Genomic DNA, 16,821 nt, shown 5'->3' with positions numbered 1-16,821 from the left:
CGCCCCACTCATCACCTGTTCTCTTCTGAGCGCAATGCGAGAAAGCCTCATGCCAGACCACCTGGACCCGGCCTCCTCCGAGGAAGCCGCAGACAATGTCGTGTCACTGCCCACAGACAACCCGTTCGACACCGTGGAGAAGACCACGGGATCACAGGACGACGAGAACGGCGGCGGCCGCCGATCCCAGCGCCTCCCGGTTGCCGTGCTGTGGACGGTGGCGATCATCATCGTCGTCGTCGACCAGATCACCAAGCAGTGGGCCCTCTCCGCCCTGGCCGACGGACGGCACACGGCGCTGCTCGGCCGGGCGCTGGGGCTTGTCCTGGTGCGCAATCCCGGTGCCGCCTTCTCCTTCGCCACCGGACAGACCTGGATCTTCGCGCTCATCGCCCTGCTCGTGGTGATCATCATCATCCGCGTCTCCCGCAACCTGGTGTCCCGCTCGTGGGCGGTGGCCCTCGGCCTGGTGCTCGGCGGCGCGGTCGGCAACCTCATCGACCGTCTCCTGCGAGAGCCCGGGTTCCTGCGCGGCCACGTCATCGACTTCATTGACTACGGCGGCTACTTCGTGGGCAACATCGCGGACATCGCGATCGTGCTCGCCGCCGTGGGGATCATCATCCTGTCCCTGGGGGGCTGGGAGATCGACGGGACGCGCGCCGGTGCGGATGACGTCTCCGAGCCGAAGGGATCCACGGCCTCGGCCGGCAGGACCGGTGGCGCCAGGAGGCGTCGTAGGGGCGAGGCCAAGCCATCAGGGACGTCAGGTGCCTCAGAGGCGTCCGTCCCGGCCGATCCCGTCGATCCGGCATGAGTCTGCGCCTGCTGCCCGTACCCGACGGCTTCGACGGCGAGCGCGTTGACACCGCCCTGGCCCGCATGACCGGCTTGTCCCGCAGCCGGGTCGGCGACCTGTGCGAGACCGGCGACGTGCGCAGGGGCGGTGAGCGGCTCACCAAGTCCGCTCGCCTCCGGGCCGGCGACGTCCTCGAGGTCGACCTTCCCGACCCGCGGCCCATCGAGCCCGTTGCGACTCCCGTCGAGGGAATGGACCTCCTCTACGAGGACGAGGACATCGTCGTCGTCGACAAGCCCGCAGGCGTCGCCGCCCACCCCTCCATGGGCTGGGACGGCCCCGACGTCCTGGGCGCCCTCAAGGCGATGCACGTGCGGGTGGCCACCTCCGGCGCCGCCGAGCGTCAGGGCATCGTCTCGCGCCTGGACGTGGGCACCTCGGGGGTCATGATCGTGGCCAAGGGGGAGAGGGCCTACTCCGTGCTCAAACGTGCCTTCCGTGAGCACGCGGTGGACAAGATCTACCACGCCCTGGTCCAGGGCCATCTCGACCCGTCCAGCGGCACGATCGACGCCCCCATCGGCCGCCACCCGAGCCGGGAGTGGAAGATGGCGGTCATCGATGGCGGGCGCGAGTCCGTCACCCACTACGACGTCATCGAGGCGATGCCCGGGGCGTGCCTGGCCGAGGTCCACCTGGAGACCGGACGCACCCACCAGATCCGCGTCCACATGGCCGCGGTCGGCCACCCCTGCGTCGGTGACGCCACCTACGGTGCCGACCCGGCCATGACCGCGCGCACCGGCCTCGATCGTCAGTGGCTTCACGCCCGACAGCTCGGCATCGCCCACCCCATCACCGGCGAGCACATGGTCTTCACCTCCGACTACCCCGCCGACCTCGTCCACGCCCTCGACGTCCTCCGTCTTCCGTGAGGGACATGCATGACCGACACGACCGATAGCACGACTGACAGCCGATCCGCCTTCGGTGCGCCTGCCCTCAGGATCCGGCCCGCCACCACCGTCCGCGAGCCGATCGGCTTCGCGACCGTCCGCGGCGACCGAACCGGGGCAGAGGCCGACCGGCTCCGCACCGCCGTGGCCGACGTGCGCCTCGAGGTCTTCGTCGATGAGCAGGCGGTCCCCCTCATCCAGGAGATCGATGCCCGCGACGACGCCCCCACCACGATCCACCTCCTGGCCAGCGGGGCCGACGGCACGCCCCTGGGAGCCGGGCGCATCCTCATGGAGCCCGAGCACCCCGGCCAGGTTCACCTCGGTCGTTTGGCCGTGCGCCGGATCGCGCGCGGAACGGGCCTGGGGGCGCGCGTCGTGGCCGCCCTCGAGCAGACGGCGCTGAGGTACTCCGGTGCGCCCAGCGTCGAGGTGATCCTCTCCGCCCAGGAGCAGGCCATGGGCTTCTACCGGCGCTGCGGCTACCGGGTCCTGGACGCTCACCGCTACCTCGATGCCGGAATCTGGCACCAGGACATGGCCCGCACCGTCACTACCATCACCGCCGCCACTACCGCCACCGCGGACGGCCCGACCTGACGCCCCCAAGGGCACAGAGACCGCGCTGATCGACTCAGCCGAAACGGGCGGAGCAGCGCAGGAGAGGAGACACGCATGCGGATCGCCGTCATCGGTGCCGGAGGCATCGGCGGGTGGCTCGGAGCCCGCCTGGCCGCAAGCGGCCAGCAGGTCGGGTTCCTCGTCCACGGCCGCACCCTTGAGGCTCTGCGCTCCGGCGGGCTGACGCTGCGCGACTGCTCCAACGGTGGGTCCGGCACCGTGACGGCCCGCATCGAGCAACCACTGGCGAGCGAGGATCCAGGCGCCCTCATCGACGCCCTGGGCGGGCACCCGGACCTGGTGCTCGTCACCACCAAGGTCGACGCGCTGCCCGAGCTGGCTCCCGCGCTCAGGTACCTGATCGGACCGAGCACCGGCGTCGTCTCCACCCAGAACGGGGTCAGCGCACCCGACCTGCTCGCCGCCGCCGTCGGGACCGAGCACGTCCTGCCCGGCGTGGCCCGCGTCTACTCCGCCGTCGTCTCCCCCGGAACCGTCCGCACCATCGGCTCCGCCGGTTCCCTGGCCCTGGGGGAGTGGAACGGCAGAGCCTCCGCCCGCAGCGCCGCCATCGTCGCCGCCCTGGAGGAGGCCGGCATCCGTGCCTGGGTCCCTGACTCGGTCTGGGCCGAGCTGTGGCGCAAGGTGGCCTTCGTCGTCGTCCAGGGCGCCCTGGGGGCTGCCGCGAACGCGCCTATCGGCGTGCTGCGCAGCGACCTGCGAGACGCCTTCACCGAGGCCGTGCGCGAGGTCGTCGCCGTCGCCACGGCCCTCGGGCACGACCTGGCCACCGATGACGCCCCCGACCCGGTCACGGCCGTCATGGCCCTGGCCGACGCCCAGCCCGCCGGAGCCACTACCTCGATGCAGCGCGACATCGCCGCCGGCCGGCCCAGCGAGCTCGACGCCCAGCTCGGCTCCGTGTGCCGATCCGCAGACGAGGTGGGCGTGCCCACACCCGTACTCGACCTCGCCCACGCCGTCCTGGCCCCGAGAGAGGCTGCCGCCCGAGTCCGGGACTGACGGAGAACCCGTCGCAGGCCGCCGGCCGGTCGAGGACGTCCACCGGGGGCGGAATTCTCACACGCGCTGCCCGACCACACCGGGAATGTCCAGACGGCGCAACGGTTTGACGGCGACACCGCCGCCGGTCGCCTCCCACGGACGAGGAGCCCCACGGGCCTAGGATGGGCCCATGGCGCAGATGAGCAGTCAGGAAGATGCAGCCCCCAGGGACGACTTCGTCCACCTCCACGTCCACACCGACTACTCCATGCTGGACGGCGCCGGAAAGATCAAGGACTACGTGGCGGAGGCCAAGCGCCTGGGCCAGCCCGCCCTGGCGATCACCGACCACGGCTACATGTTCGGCGCCTACGAGTTCTACTCCGTCGCCAAGGCCGCCGGCATCAAGCCGATCATCGGGGTGGAGGCCTACATGACCCCCGGCACCTCCCGCTTCGACAAGACCCGAATCTTCTGGGGCGATGAGTCCCAGAGAAGCGACGACGTCTCCGCCCGGGGCTCCTACACGCACATGACGCTGCTGTCGCGCAATGACGAGGGCCTGCACAACCTCATGCGCATGGACTCCTTCGCCTCCCTGGAGGGCCAGTGGGGCAAGGCCCCCCGCATCGACCGCGAGCTGCTCTCCCGCTACGGGTCCGGCCTCATCGGAACCACCGGCTGCCCGTCCTCGGAGGTCCAGACCCGCCTGCGCCTGGGCCAGTGGGACGAGGCCCTGCGCGCCGCCGGGGAGCTTCAGGACATCTTCGGCAAGGAGTTCTTCTACGTCGAGCTCATGGACCACGGCCTGGAGATCGAGCAACGCGTCACCAAGGACCTGCTGCGCCTGGCCCAGCAGATCGGAGCCCCGCTGCTGGCCACCAACGACTCCCACTACGTGCGCCCCGAGGACCGCACCATCCAGGACGCGATGCTGTGCATCAACTCCGGATCGGTGCTCTCCGACCCCGACCGCTTCAAGTTCGACGGTGACACCTACTACCTGCGCCCCGGTGCCGAGATGCGCCGCCTCTTCTCGGAGATGCCCCAGGCCTGCGACAACACCCTGCTCGTGGCCGAGCAGTGCGACGTGCGCTTCCGCACCGTGGACGAGGGGGCCTCCTTCATGCCGGCCTTCCCCGTGCCCGAGGGCGAGACCGACGAGTCCTGGTTCGTCAAGGAGTGCTGGCGCGGCATGGACCGCCGCTTCAACGGCGACATCCCCGAGGACTGCCGCAAGCAGGCCGAGTACGAGATCAGCGTCATCACCCAGATGGGCTTCCCCGGCTACTTCCTCGTCGTGGCCGACTACATCAACTGGGCTAAGGCCCACGGCATCCGGGTGGGGCCGGGACGCGGGTCGGGAGCCGGGTCGATGGTGGCCTACGCGATGGGTATCACCGAGCTCAACCCGCTGCGCCACGGGCTCATCTTCGAGCGCTTCCTCAACCCCGAGCGCATCTCCATGCCCGATATCGACGTCGACTTCGACGAGCGCCGGCGCGACGAGGTCATCGAGTACGTGCGCGAGAAGTACGGTGCCGACCGCATCAGCCAGGTCGTCACCTACGGCGTCATCAAGGCCAAGCAGTCCCTGAAGGACTCCAGCCGTGTCATGGGCTACCCCTATGCGGTCGGTGACCGCCTCACCAAGGCCATGCCCCCCTCGGTCCAGGGCAAGGACATCTCCATCAAGGGCATCTTCAACCCCGACGACGAGCGCTACGGGGAGGCCGAGGAGTTCCGCAAGCTGCACGCCGAGGACCCCGACGCCCAGAAGATCGTCGAGCTGGCCAAGGGGCTGGAGGGCATGACCCGCCAGTGGGGCGTCCACGCCTGCGCCGTCATCATGTCCTCGGCCACGCTCACCGACATCATCCCCATGATGCAGCGCCTCCAGGACGGCGCCGTCATCACCCAGTTCGACTACCCCACCTGCGAGCACCTGGGCCTGCTCAAGATGGACTTCCTGGGACTGCGCAACCTCACGGTCATCTCCGACGCCCTGGACAACATCGTCGCCAACGGCAAGCCCGCCCTGGACATCGACCACGTCGAGCTCGATGACCGCGCCACCTACGAGCTCCTCTCACGTGGCGAGACCCTGGGCGTCTTCCAGCTCGACGGCGGCGGCATGCGCACCCTGCTGCGCCTGATGAAGCCGGACAACTTCGAGGACATCTCCGCCGTCGGCGCCCTCTACCGGCCCGGCCCCATGGGGGCGGAGTCGCACACCAACTACGCGCTGCGCAAGAACGGCCTGCAGGAGGTCGTCCCGATCCACCCCGAGCTCAAGGAGGCCCTCGAACCGATCCTGGGAACCACGCACGGCCTCATCGTGTACCAGGAGCAGGTCATGAAGATCGCCACCGACCTGGCGGGCTTCTCCATGGGCAAGGCCGACGCGCTGCGCAAGGCCATGGGCAAGAAGAAGATGGACATCCTGGCCAAGATGTTCGTCGAGTTCGAGGCCGGCATGGTCGAGGCCGGGTTCTCCAAGGAGAGCGTCAAGACCCTGTGGGACGTCGTGGTGCCCTTCGCCAAGTACGCCTTCAACAAGGCCCACTCGGCCGCCTACGGGGTCGTGTCCTACTGGACCGCCTACCTCAAGGCGCACTACCCCACCGAGTACATGGCGGCCCTGCTCACCAGTCAGAAGGACAACAAGGACAAGCTGGCGGTCTACCTGGGGGAGTGCCGCCACATGGGCATCACCGTGCTGCCCCCGGACGTCAACGCCTCGCGGGCCCAGTTCTCCGCGGTCGACGAGGACGTGCGCTTCGGACTGTCCGCGGTGCGCAACGTCGGCATCAACGTCGTCGACGCGATCGTGGCCGCTCGCCAGGAGAAGGGGGAGTTCACCTCCTTCGAGGACTTCCTCGACAAGGTGCCCGCCGTCGTGTGCAACAAGCGCACCATCGACTCCCTCATCAAGGCCGGCGCCTTCGACTCGCTGGGGCACACGCGGCGCTCCTTGCAGGCCTGCCACGAGGACTTCGTCGACGAGGTCATCGGCGTCAAGCGCAATGAGGCCGCCGGCCAGTTCGACCTGTTCGCGTCTCTCATGGGCGGCTCCGACGGCGAGGACGCCTCCCCCTTCGGCAACGGCCCGGTCTTCTCCTCCGACGTCCCCAACCTGCCGGAGTGGGACAAGAAGGACAAGCTGGCCTACGAGCGCGACATGCTGGGACTCTACGTCTCCGACCACCCCCTCATGGGCCTGGAGGGCCTGCTCGGAAAGCTCGCCGACAAGGAGATCTCCGAGCTCCACGAGAATGATGAGCTGCCCGACGGCGCCATGGTGACCATCGCCGGCCTCATCACGTCGCTGACCCGCAAGACCACCAAGCAGGGCAACCTGTGGGCCATCGCCCAGATCGAGGACCTGGCCGGCAGTATCGAGGTGCTCTTCTTCCCCCAGACGTATCAGACCGTCTCCACCATGCTGGCTCCGGACACGGTGGTCACGGTGCGCGGACGCCTCAACCGGCGTGACGGCCAGGTCGCCCTGTACGCCCAGGAGATGACGATTCCGGACATCTCCAGCGCCGCTCATGAGGCGGTTCTCATCACGCTGCCCACCAACCGGTGCACCGGGCCGCTGGTCGAGCAGTTCAAGGACGTGCTCACCAAGCACCCGGGAGGGTCCACGGTGCGTCTGACGCTGACCAGCCCTGGGCGCGAGGTGCGCACCCAGCTGGACGCCTCGCTGAGGGTGGAGGCCTCGCCGGCCTTCTACTCCGACATCAAGGCGCTGCTGGGCCCGGGGTGCCTGCGCCACTGAGCCGGATGCCGCTGTGCCCCGGTGACGGGGCTCAACCCTGATGCAGCCGAACTCACACAGGCCTGCCTGCGCCCCGTGAGAACGCCTCGGCCGTGACCTCGCCGTGTCCTCGTCAGTGCCTGACAAGCAGCAGGTCAGAGGTGGTCCAAGCCCGCTCCCAGGAAGATGGGGACAGGCTTTGGAGCGATAATCCGGACTCCCGGCGACGCCCGTGCCGACCGGCTCTCAGGTGCCGGCTCCCTCTTGCCTTGATACGCTCGTAACGTCCTGAAGCAGCCAGTGATTGTGCCGTGGTTGTGCAATGACTGTCTGGTGACTGTTCACTGGCTGTATTGTCTACGAGGTAATTTAATGAGTGACGAGGATCTGAACCCTCCAACGATGACGCAGGAACAGGAGCAGGAAGGTTCCGCGCAAGAAGAGGAATCGTCTCAGGGAACGACTACGACGCCGGCCTTCCACGCCTCGCCGGCAACGGTGAAACGGCGGCAGCGTCACCTGCTGGAGCGCCTGAGGAGATCGGTCTCCCGGCAGCCCCACGACACGGGCGAGGGCATGGACAAGGTGGTCTTCGGCGTCGCCGCAACGGCGACCCTCGCCTTCGTCGCATGGGGCTTCATCGACCCGCACGGGCTGGGACGGGTCTCCAAGTGGGCTCTGGGGGGAACGATCAGCAACTTCGGGTGGCTCTTCGTCCTGTCCTCAACCCTGTTCGTCGTCTTCGTGGTCTTCGTCGCGGCCTCGCGGTTCGGCAGGATCCCCCTGGGAGGGGACGGGGAGGAGCCCGAGTACTCCACCGGGTCGTGGGTCTCCATGATGTTCGCGACCGGAATGGGGATCGGCCTGATTTTCTACGGCGTCGGCGAGCCGCTGTACTTCTACATGTCTCCGCCGCCGGACACCGTCGATCCGCAGACGGCCAAGGCCGCCAGCACCGCGATGGGGACCGCGCTGTTCCACTGGACGATCTACCCGTGGGCGATGTACGCCCTGGTGGGGCTCGGAATGGCTTACGGAACCTACCGGCTGGGCCGGTCCCAGCTCTTCTCCGCGATGTTCACCTCCCTGTTCGGACGTCAGGCCGTTGACGGCATCGGAGGACGCGTCATCAACATCCTGGCGATCGTCGCCACCCTGTTCGGATCCGCCTGCTCCCTGGGACTGGGGGCGCTGCAGATCGGAGGAGGCATGGTGTCGACCAACCTCGTCGACGAGGTGAGCTCCGGGACGCTGGTGGCGATCATCGCGGTTCTCACCGCCTGCTTCGTGGCCTCCGCCATCTCCGGCATTGAGAAGGGCATCCAGTGGCTGTCCAACATCAACATGGTCCTGGCCGTGCTCCTGGCGATCATCGTCTTCATCGGCGGGCCCACGCTGTTCATCCTCAACATCATCCCCTCAGCGATCGGTGACTTCATCGATGAGCTGCCCGCCATGGCCTCACGCACCGCAGCCGTCGGAAACAAGGACATGTCCGACTGGCTCTCGTCCTGGACGATCTTCTACTGGGCCTGGTGGATCTCCTGGACGCCCTTCGTGGGCATGTTCATCGCCCGGATCTCGCGCGGTCGTACCATCCGGCAGTTCGTCACCGGTGTCATGTTCGTTCCCTCAGTGGTCTCCCTCATCTGGTTCGCCATCTTCGGCGGCGGTGCCATCGGGCTTCAGGAACGGGCAGAGCGCGCCGGCAGGACGGTGGATGCCCTTGTCCACCTCAAGGATGACGGCACCCCCAACCTGAACTTCGACACCATTCTGTTCGACCTGCTCAACGCCATGCCCGTGCACCGGGTGGTCCTCTTCGTGCTCATGGCCCTGGCAGTGGTCCTGGTGGCGATCTTCTTCGTCACCGGCGCTGACTCCGCCTCCATCGTCATGGGTGGCCTGTCGGAGAACGGGGCCACCGAGCCGAGCCGCTTCACGGTCGTCTTCTGGGGCGTGGCCACGGGCGGGGTGGCCTCCGCCATGCTGCTCGCCGGAGGGGACGATCGCTCGGAGGTCCTCACCGGCCTGCGCGACATCACGATCGTCTCGGCACTGCCCTTCGTCGTCGTCATGCTGCTGCTGTGCGTCTCGCTCTACAAGGACCTCAACAACGACCCCATGCTCCTGCGGCACTCACTGGCCAACCAGGTCCTGGTCGACTCGGTGACCACCGCGGTCACCACCGCCAGCGAGCCTCATGAGGTCGAGACCATCAAGCTGCACACCACGCTGTCCTCCACCGCGGACAGTGAGGACGGCGACGACGGCGACGACGGCGATGACGGGCAGGACTCTGGTGCTGATGCCGCCGTTGGCGGCAGCGACGAGGGCTGACGAGGGTTCTGGCGAGCCTGACGGAAGTCGGGGTGGGCAGCCCGCGGTCGCGTGTCGGGCGGCTCGTTGTCAGTGCTGGGTTCCGGGACCGGTTCCGGAACCCAGCTGCTCGACGACGGCGCCGACCCGACCGGCAGGGTGCTCGACGACCACGACGTCGCCGTCGCAGAGGTGGTGCCCTCGGCGCGTCTCCGCGGCGCCGTTGACCGTGACGTCGCCGGCCTGGATGGCGATGCGCGCCTGCGAGCCGTCCTCCACCAGGTCGGCCAGCTTGAGGAACTGACCGAGCTTGATGCTTCCAGACACTGAGACAACCGGGTACCGGGATGTGTTCTGCGGTGTTGCGTGCGTCATAGACTGATCCTTGCAGAAAGGAAGCATGTCATGCACGTCGATCCAGGTAGCACCTAAGACAAGGCTGCAACGGCGCTGTGAGTGAGAGAAGCGTCTCTCAGAAGTAAGCGGATATAACGGATGCCAAATGCAATTTATCACGGTAGGGTAACGGCGTTCTGATAACACTACGGAGACGGAGACACCATGAAGCGTCGAATCGTCGCCCAGATGGCGATACTCGCTCTATCGCTGTCGGCGCCTGTTCTGGCCGTGACTCATGCGCCAGAAGCGGCTGCCGCGGACGGTAGCACCATCCATGTCTCGGCCGAAGGAGGCTCGGACGCGGGAGACGGAACCGCTGCCAAGCCTTTCCAGACCATTGGAGCGGCCCTGAAGACTGCCGGTAACGGCGACACCATTGAACTGGCCAACGGCACCTACCGCGAGGGTGAGCTCGCCGTGGACAAGGGCGTGACCATCAAGGCCGCCGAGGGAGCCAAGCCGGTTCTCACCGGTGCCGAGGTCCCCACCAACTGGAGCGCCGGGGGTGACGGAAAGTGGTCCACAGGCAACGACATGGTCCGCTTCTGCACGGTCTGCACCATCAACGCCGACCCCGCCAAGGAGGGAATGGCTGCTCACCCCGAGCAGGTGTTCGTCGACGGCCAGCCCCTGACTCAGGTGCTCAGCCGTGACGAGGTCACGGCGTCCAGCTTCTACGTCGAGGACCCCGACCCGGTCACCCTGAAGAACCCGAACAACAACCAGGCCGGCTACAACGTCAAGGCGCACCGGGGCACCTCCTACGTCATCGGCGTCGACCCCAGTCAGCACCAGGTCGAGGTGGTCCAGCACTCCCGGGCGCTGTCCTTCAACACCGACAACATCACCCTGTCCGGGCTGACGGTGGAGAAGTACTCCGCGGTTCAGCGCTGGGACTACCAGGACCCTGAGATCGGCACCATCTCCGGTGGCGGGATGGTCGTGGCCGCTCACGGGACCCCCCGCATCGAGAACTCCACCTTCCGCTACTCCTCGACAGCCGGTGCGCTGCAGGTCATTGACTCCACCAACGCAGTCGTGTCGAACAACCTGTTCGAGAACAACGGCTCCAACGCCTTCGGCATCAACGACTCCAGCGGAGCCAAGGTCGAGAACAACCTGTGGAGGAACAACAACACCTCCGGCTTCATCACGAAGGACTGCGGTGCCTACTGCACCCTGGCCGACACCAAGATCACCCACTCCAAGAACATTCGCTTCGCCAACAACACCGTGGACTACTCGGCCACCGGCCAGGACATCTCCGACCCCACGGCCTATGACCAGAACCGCGGCGCCGGCATCTGGTTCGACGAGGGCGTGATGGACTCCGAGATCGTCGGCAACTACTTCGTCAACGTCCCGGTGGCGATCTTCAACGAGGTCTCCTCCAACAACCTCATCGCCTCCAACATCGTGGCGGGAGCCGGCATCGGTATCCACATCTCCGGCTCCAACGACACCCGGGTGTGGAACAACACCGTCTCCCACGCGCTGACCAGCCTGTGGATCCAGGAGGACACCCGCTCCGACGGCTGCAACGCCCGCAACGCCCAGGGTGCGTGCACCCAGGTGCAGAAGTGGAGTGCTGAGCACGGACTGAGCTGGGACACCACCAACACCACGGTGATGAACAACATCTTCTCCTCCGAGCAGACCACCCCCAAGCCCGGGGACGAGTGGCGCTACTCGGCCATGGTCGAGGTCACCGGTGGCGCCAACCAGGACGGCTCCGGTGCGGTCTACGCCAACGAGATGGTCTCCACCATCGACTACGACGCCTACTACCGCCACGAGAACCCCGCGACCCTGTCGACCACGGTCCTGTGGAACTGGGGCGCCGACCGCATGACCCAGTCGGTCAACGCTGAGAAGCTCGCCGACTTCACGTCCAACCCGAACGTGAAGGCCTCCGGCAAGGAGACCAACGGTCTGGACCTGCAGGGCTCTCCGGAGAACAACCCGTTCTTCGTCAAGGAGTCCGCCAACCCGATGGACAAGACCTCCGACTTCCACCTCAAGGAGGGCAGCCCCGCCTCCGGCACTGGTCACGCCCTGCCCGAGGACATCGCCAAGACCCTCGGTGTCAACGCCAACGTCGCCGTGGACCGCGGCGCGCTGGTCAACGTCGCCTGGGGCGGCGGCGCCGTCCCAGGCGCCGGTGACAACGCCGGTGACAACGGCGGCAACGCCAACAACGGCGGGAACAACAACGCTGGAAACGGCGGCAACGGCGGCAACGCTGACAACGGTGGCAACAACAACGGCGGTGGCGCCGGTGACAACGGCGGCAATGGCGGCAACCAGCCCTCCTCCACCGCTGCGTCCCAGGACGGCAACGGCTCCACCGCTGGTGGGGGCGCCACCGGCACCGCCGGTCAGGGCTCGCAGAGCGCCAACCCCTCCAACTCCAAGGCCGGTGCCGGCCAGAAGAACTCCAGCGTCGCCAAGCCCGGCGCCAGCGCGGAGGCCGGGCAGGGGCAGGACGCCGCTGCCGCGGCGGCCGCAGGAGGTGGTCGGCTTCCGCTGACCGGTACCAGCATGGTCGCCATCGTGCTGGCGGTGGCCGCGATCGCCATGGGAGGCGGCTTCATCCTGGTACGCCGTCGTATGGCCAGCTGAACGGCTCCGGCCTCGGGGTGAGGCGCGGCGGCATGATCTTGTGAGGAGCACCGGACATCCCGGATCATCATCCTGTGTCGCAGCCGCTCGCCATCACCGTCGGTGACCGCTTCCCCGTGGGGGAGAGGATGTTCCGGCTCACCCCGAGGCTGGCTCAGTCCACCATCGCAGCACGCTCCGTCCTCATCGATATCGCTCAGCACCGAGAGGTCATCACCTACGGTGAGCTCAGCGACTCGATCGGACGGAGCGTGCTGCCGCGTCACATGGGGCCCATGCTCAGCATGATCAGCCACGACTGCCAGGCTCGGGGTGAGCCGGACCTGGCGTCCCTCGTGGTGTCCGCCGCCACCGGCGAGGTCGGCACCGGGGACGGGAGCTGGGCTCCGCCGCAGCGGCTCGCGTGCTGGGCGAGATGGGGTGGAAGAGCGCCCTAGCCCGCAGCTGCTCGGGGCGCAGGACGCGGGCAGGCTTGCCGACTGAGCAGAAGATTCTCGCTATCTGGGATGCCGGTGGGGCAGGGGAGTGGTCATGGTTTGATACGCTCGACCATCCAGAGCGGCCGAGAGACCTGGTTCGATGACGCCGCAGCAACCCGGTGCGCGGGTGCTTCAGCCAGGATCGATGGAGACGACGTGATAGACAACGAGTCCGCTGAGCCCACCGAGTCCACCGCCGGAGTCGGGAGCCGCGGTGATGACTCCGGGCGCGGCGAGCCGGCAGCGGTACGGTCAGCGAGACGCTCACTGCCGGGATCGACGGGATCACTGCCCACCGTCAGCCTGGAGCTCTTCCCCCCGCGTCCGGGCAGGGCCGCCTCGGCCACCTGGGGCCGGATCGACAGGCTCCTGGCCACCGGTCCTGACTTCGTCTCGGTGACCTACCGGCCCACCTTCGTGACCGAGCCCGCTCCGGGGCCCACTGAGAGGGACCGAGGAGCAGACCGCCTGGAGCCGGTGGGCGACCGGGGCGACGGCATGCCCCGTGTGCGCGCGGTCCAGGAGGAGACCAACCCGTCGGAGGGCGTGCTCGCCCACGTGCTCGAGTCCAGCACCATCCCCCTCATGGCGCACCTGACCTGCATCGGCTACCGCAAGCAGGAGGCCGTCGACATCGTCACTCGTTTCCTGCGTATGGGGGTGCGGCGCTTCCTGGCGCTACGCGGTGACCCGCCCGCCGGTACCCGGGCCGACGACGTCGCTGGGGAGCTGCGCCATGCCGACGACCTCGTCCGGGTCATCCGAGAGGTCGAGGCCGACTTCTTCGGTGACGGCAGGCGACATGTCACCATCGCCGTTGCGGCCTACCCGGCCACCAGCGACCACATCGAGGCCATCGAGGTCCTGGCCGCCAAGCAGGCCGCCGGCGCCGACCTGGCCATCACCCAGGTGTTCTACGACCCGGCCGACTACGTGGCACTGACCAACGCCGCCTCCTACGCGGGGGTGAGCATCCCGATCCTGCCCGGGGTCATTCCCCTGACCGACCTGCGCCGGCTCACCCGCCTCGAGGCGCTCACCGGGGTCAAGGTGCCGGAAGGTCTGCGATCCTCACTGGGATCGGCCAGCGGCGCCGCCCTCGTGGAACGCGGCATCGGCGCCACCCTCGACCTGGCCACGGCGCTGCTGCGTGCCGGAGCGCCCGGACTGCACCTGTACACCTTCAACCGGACCCGCCCGGCCCTCGACGTCATCAGCCACCTGCGTCTGGGCGGCATCCTGGCCGGAGCCGCCCCCGACCGGGAGGTGCGCGACGCCGTCGACCGCGGCTACCTCCAGGCCACACCCGGCCGGGGCCCCTCCTTCCTGCGCTGCGGCTCCCCGGGCGCAGCAGCCTCTTCCCGTCATCCCGTCCAGCCTCACACCACCATCACCAAGGAGAACGCATGAGCGCCACCCCTGAGCCGGCCACCACCGCCTCACCGGCGGAGATCGCCGTGACCGAGTCGCAGGTCCCCTCGGCCCCCCTCCCCGGGGCCACCATCCTGGGCTACCCCCGCATCGGGAGGGACCGCGAGCTCAAACGCGCCGTGGAGTCCTACTGGAAGGGAGCCCTGAGCGTCGATGAGCTCAGGCACGCCGCCGCCGAGCTGCGCGAGGTGACGCGCTCGCGCTTGGCGGACCTGGGTCTGACCCAGCCCGCCTCGGTGCCCGCGGACTTCACCCTCTACGACCAGGTCCTTCAGGTCACCGCCACCCTGGGGGCCGCCCCCGCCCGCTTCCGCGACCTGCTGGACGCCGACGGCGCCCTGGACATCGAGGGCTACTTCACGCTGGCCCGCGGCGAGGGGGCCCGCCCCGCCCTGGAGATGACCAAGTGGCTCGACTCCAACTACCACTACCTGGTCCCCGAGATCGACGCCTCCACCCCCATCGGCTACGTCGACACCGCCATCGCCGACCAGGTCCGTGAGGCCAAGGAGGCCGGGGTGGAGACGCGCCCCGTCGTCGTGGGGCCGGTGAGCTACCTGCTCATGGCCAAGCCCTCCGACGAGGCGGCCGAGGACTTCCACCCCCTGGACCGCCTCGGCGACGTCCTGCACGCCTACGGCCACCTGCTCATGGACCTGCAGAAGGCCGGTGCCACCTGGGTCCAGCTCGACGAGCCCACCCTGGTCTCCGACTCCTGGAACGTCGATCGTGGACGCATCCTCGATGCCGTGCGCGACGCCTACACCTGGCTGGGCGCCATCGTGGAGCGTCCCCAGATCCTCGTGGCCGGAACCTACGGTTCTCTGGGCGACGCCCTGCCCGTGCTCGGAGCCACCCCGATCGAGGCCGTGGGCCTTGACCTCGTGGCGGGCTCCCTGCCCGAGGTCGACGACCTGGCCGCCCTGGAGGGCAAGACCGTCGTCGCCGGCGTCGTCTCAGGACGCAACATCTGGCGCACCGACCTGGACGCGGCACTGACCACGCTCGAGCAGCTGCGCGAGCGGCTCCCCGAGGGCACCCCCATCACCGTGGCCACCTCGACCTCCCTCCAGCACGTGCCCCACGATGTCGAGCGCGAGACCGCCATCGACCCGCAGATCCGTTCCTGGCTCGCCTTCGCCGACCAGAAGGTCGGCGAGGTCATCACCCTGGCCAAGGGACTGGCCGAGGGCCGTGACGCCATCGCAGCGGAGCTCGCCCAGGACGCCGACCTGCGCAGTCAGCGCGCCGCCCACCCGGGCGTGCACCGCGACGAGGTGCGTGACGCCGTCGACGCCGTCACCGACGCCGACCGCTCCCGCGCCCCCTACGCGCAGCGCAAGGCGGCCCAGGACGAGCGCCTGGGCCTGCCCGAGCTTCCCACCACCACCATCGGCTCCTTCCCGCAGACCGCCGAGATCCGCAAGGCCCGGGCCGCCTGGCGCAAGGGCGAGATCGACGACGCCGCCTACGACGCCGCCATGCGCGCCGAGATCGCCAGCGTCGTCGCCCTCCAGGAGCGCCTCGGACTGGACGTGCTGGTGCACGGCGAGGCTGAGCGCAACGACATGGTCCAGTACTTCGCCGAGCTGCTCGACGGATTCGTGACCACCGAGCACGGCTGGGTCCAGTCCTACGGATCTCGCTGCACCCGTCCTTCGATCCTGTGGGGTGACGTCGCCCGTCCCGAGCCCATGACGGTGGCCTGGTCGGCCTACGCCCAGTCCCTGACCGACAAGCCCCTCAAGGGCATGCTCACCGGTCCGGTGACGATCATGGCCTGGTCCTTCGTGCGTGACGACGTCCCGCGCGCTCAGGTCGCCGACCAGCTGGGCCTGGCGCTGCGCGAGGAGGTCGCGGACCTCGAGGCCGCCGGGATCGGCGTCATCCAGGTCGACGAGCCGGCCATCCGTGAGACCCTGCCGCTGCGTCGCGCCGACCGTCCGGCCTACCTGGAGTGGTCCGTCGGCTCCTTCCGTCTGGCCACCGGAGGCGCCGCGCCCGCCACCCAGGTCCACACCCACCTGTGCTACTCGGAGTTCGACGTCGTCATCGACGCGGTCGACCACCTCGACGCCGACGTCACCTCGATCGAGGCCTCCCGCTCGCGCATGGACATCCTGCCCGCCGTGGCCGAGCACGGCTTCGAGCGCCAGCTCGGCCCGGGCGTGTGGGACATCCACTCCCCGCGCGTGCCCAGCCAGGAGGAGTGCACCGAGCTGCTCCAGCGGGCCGTGGACGCCCTGGGTGCTGAGAGGGTCTGGGTCAACCCCGACTGCGGGCTCAAGACCCGCGCCTACGCCGAGACCGAGGCGAGCCTGACCAGCCTCGTCGGCGCCGCCCGCGCCGTGCGCGAGACCCTGTGAGCGCCTGACGCAGTCGCAGCTGCGGGAGGCGGCCTGGGAGAGGACATCCCTCCCAGGCCGC

11 protein-coding genes and 1 riboswitch are annotated in these 16,821 nt (G+C 68.5%); of the genes, 10 read left to right on the top strand and 1 reads right to left on the bottom strand.

Going from position 1 to position 16,821, the window contains the following annotated elements; all coding sequences use genetic code 11:
• The first annotated feature begins 49 nt into the window (after positions 1-49).
• From lspA to EL340_RS05305, 6 genes are all read left to right on the top strand, one after another.
• Positions 50-817: a signal peptidase II gene (lspA, locus tag EL340_RS05330; RefSeq protein WP_126413751.1), complete on the top strand. Its 768-nt coding sequence runs from the start codon at positions 50-52 to the stop codon at positions 815-817.
• Entirely contained in the window at positions 814-1,734 is a 921-nt protein-coding gene (locus tag EL340_RS05325; RefSeq protein WP_126413750.1) for an RluA family pseudouridine synthase, read from the top strand. Before lspA ends, EL340_RS05325 begins: the two co-directional genes overlap by 4 nt.
• Positions 1,735-1,743: 9 nt before the next feature.
• Positions 1,744-2,355: a GNAT family N-acetyltransferase gene (locus tag EL340_RS05320; RefSeq protein WP_126413749.1), complete on the top strand. Its 612-nt coding sequence runs from the start codon at positions 1,744-1,746 to the stop codon at positions 2,353-2,355.
• Positions 2,356-2,430: 75 nt separating this feature from the next.
• Positions 2,431-3,399, top strand: a complete 969-nt coding sequence (locus EL340_RS05315) for a 2-dehydropantoate 2-reductase (RefSeq protein WP_126413748.1) — start codon at positions 2,431-2,433, stop codon at positions 3,397-3,399.
• Between the two features lie 172 nt (positions 3,400-3,571).
• Positions 3,572-7,165, top strand: coding sequence for a DNA polymerase III subunit alpha (gene dnaE, locus EL340_RS05310; protein ID WP_126413747.1), 3,594 nt, complete (start codon positions 3,572-3,574; stop codon positions 7,163-7,165).
• A gap of 381 nt (positions 7,166-7,546) precedes the next feature.
• A complete protein-coding gene (locus tag EL340_RS05305; RefSeq protein ID WP_232023233.1) occupies positions 7,547-9,484 on the top strand; it encodes a BCCT family transporter in 1,938 nt (645 codons plus the stop codon).
• A gap of 69 nt (positions 9,485-9,553) precedes the next feature.
• On the opposite strand, the gene EL340_RS05300 is transcribed toward EL340_RS05305, so the two are convergent.
• Positions 9,554-9,838, bottom strand: coding sequence for an RNA-binding S4 domain-containing protein (locus EL340_RS05300; RefSeq protein ID WP_126413745.1), 285 nt, complete (start codon positions 9,836-9,838; stop codon positions 9,554-9,556).
• Positions 9,839-10,024: 186 nt separating this feature from the next.
• Here EL340_RS05300 and EL340_RS05295 point away from each other — a divergent pair, with 186 nt between their 5' ends.
• The 4 genes from EL340_RS05295 (at position 10,025) to metE (ending at position 16,760) form a co-directional block, all read left to right on the top strand.
• The gene (locus tag EL340_RS05295) at positions 10,025-12,484 is read left to right on the top strand and encodes a right-handed parallel beta-helix repeat-containing protein (protein ID WP_126413744.1); all 2,460 of its coding nucleotides are present in this window, start codon (positions 10,025-10,027) and stop codon (positions 12,482-12,484) included.
• A 74-nt stretch (positions 12,485-12,558) separates the two neighbouring features.
• Positions 12,559-12,921 (top strand): hypothetical protein, encoded by a 363-nt coding sequence (locus EL340_RS05290; RefSeq protein WP_126413743.1) that lies wholly within the window; start codon positions 12,559-12,561, stop codon positions 12,919-12,921.
• A gap of 109 nt (positions 12,922-13,030) precedes the next feature.
• A riboswitch (SAM riboswitch) is annotated at positions 13,031-13,115 on the top strand.
• A gap of 4 nt (positions 13,116-13,119) precedes the next feature.
• On the top strand, positions 13,120-14,373 hold the full coding sequence (locus tag EL340_RS05285; protein WP_197722352.1) for a methylenetetrahydrofolate reductase: 1,254 nt from the start codon (positions 13,120-13,122) through the stop codon (positions 14,371-14,373).
• Entirely contained in the window at positions 14,370-16,760 is a 2,391-nt protein-coding gene (gene metE, locus EL340_RS05280) for a 5-methyltetrahydropteroyltriglutamate--homocysteine S-methyltransferase (protein ID WP_126413742.1), read from the top strand. Before EL340_RS05285 ends, metE begins: the two co-directional genes overlap by 4 nt.
• The last annotated feature ends 61 nt before the right edge of the window (positions 16,761-16,821 follow it).

It is taken from the genome of Actinomyces viscosus, from assembly GCF_900637975.1.
Taxonomy (GTDB): Bacteria; Actinomycetota; Actinomycetes; order Actinomycetales; family Actinomycetaceae; genus Actinomyces; species Actinomyces viscosus.
Note: the sequence above shows the minus strand (reverse complement) of the source record. Positions and strands in the feature narration are given on the sequence as shown.

What these genes read in the sequence shown, in the direction of transcription:
- lspA (WP_126413751.1), top strand. Translation starts at nt 50, where the DNA reads ATGCCAGACCACCTGGACCCGGCCTCCTCCGAGGAAGCCGCAGACAAT.
- EL340_RS05325 (WP_126413750.1), top strand. Translation starts at nt 814, where the DNA reads ATGAGTCTGCGCCTGCTGCCCGTACCCGACGGCTTCGACGGCGAGCGC.
- EL340_RS05320 (WP_126413749.1), top strand. Translation starts at nt 1,744, where the DNA reads ATGACCGACACGACCGATAGCACGACTGACAGCCGATCCGCCTTCGGT.
- EL340_RS05315 (WP_126413748.1), top strand. Translation starts at nt 2,431, where the DNA reads ATGCGGATCGCCGTCATCGGTGCCGGAGGCATCGGCGGGTGGCTCGGA.
- dnaE (WP_126413747.1), top strand. Translation starts at nt 3,572, where the DNA reads ATGGCGCAGATGAGCAGTCAGGAAGATGCAGCCCCCAGGGACGACTTC.
- EL340_RS05305 (WP_232023233.1), top strand. Translation starts at nt 7,547, where the DNA reads ATGACGCAGGAACAGGAGCAGGAAGGTTCCGCGCAAGAAGAGGAATCG.
- EL340_RS05300 (WP_126413745.1), bottom strand. Translation starts at nt 9,838, where the DNA reads ATGACGCACGCAACACCGCAGAACACATCCCGGTACCCGGTTGTCTCA.
- EL340_RS05295 (WP_126413744.1), top strand. Translation starts at nt 10,025, where the DNA reads ATGAAGCGTCGAATCGTCGCCCAGATGGCGATACTCGCTCTATCGCTG.
- metE (WP_126413742.1), top strand. Translation starts at nt 14,370, where the DNA reads ATGAGCGCCACCCCTGAGCCGGCCACCACCGCCTCACCGGCGGAGATC.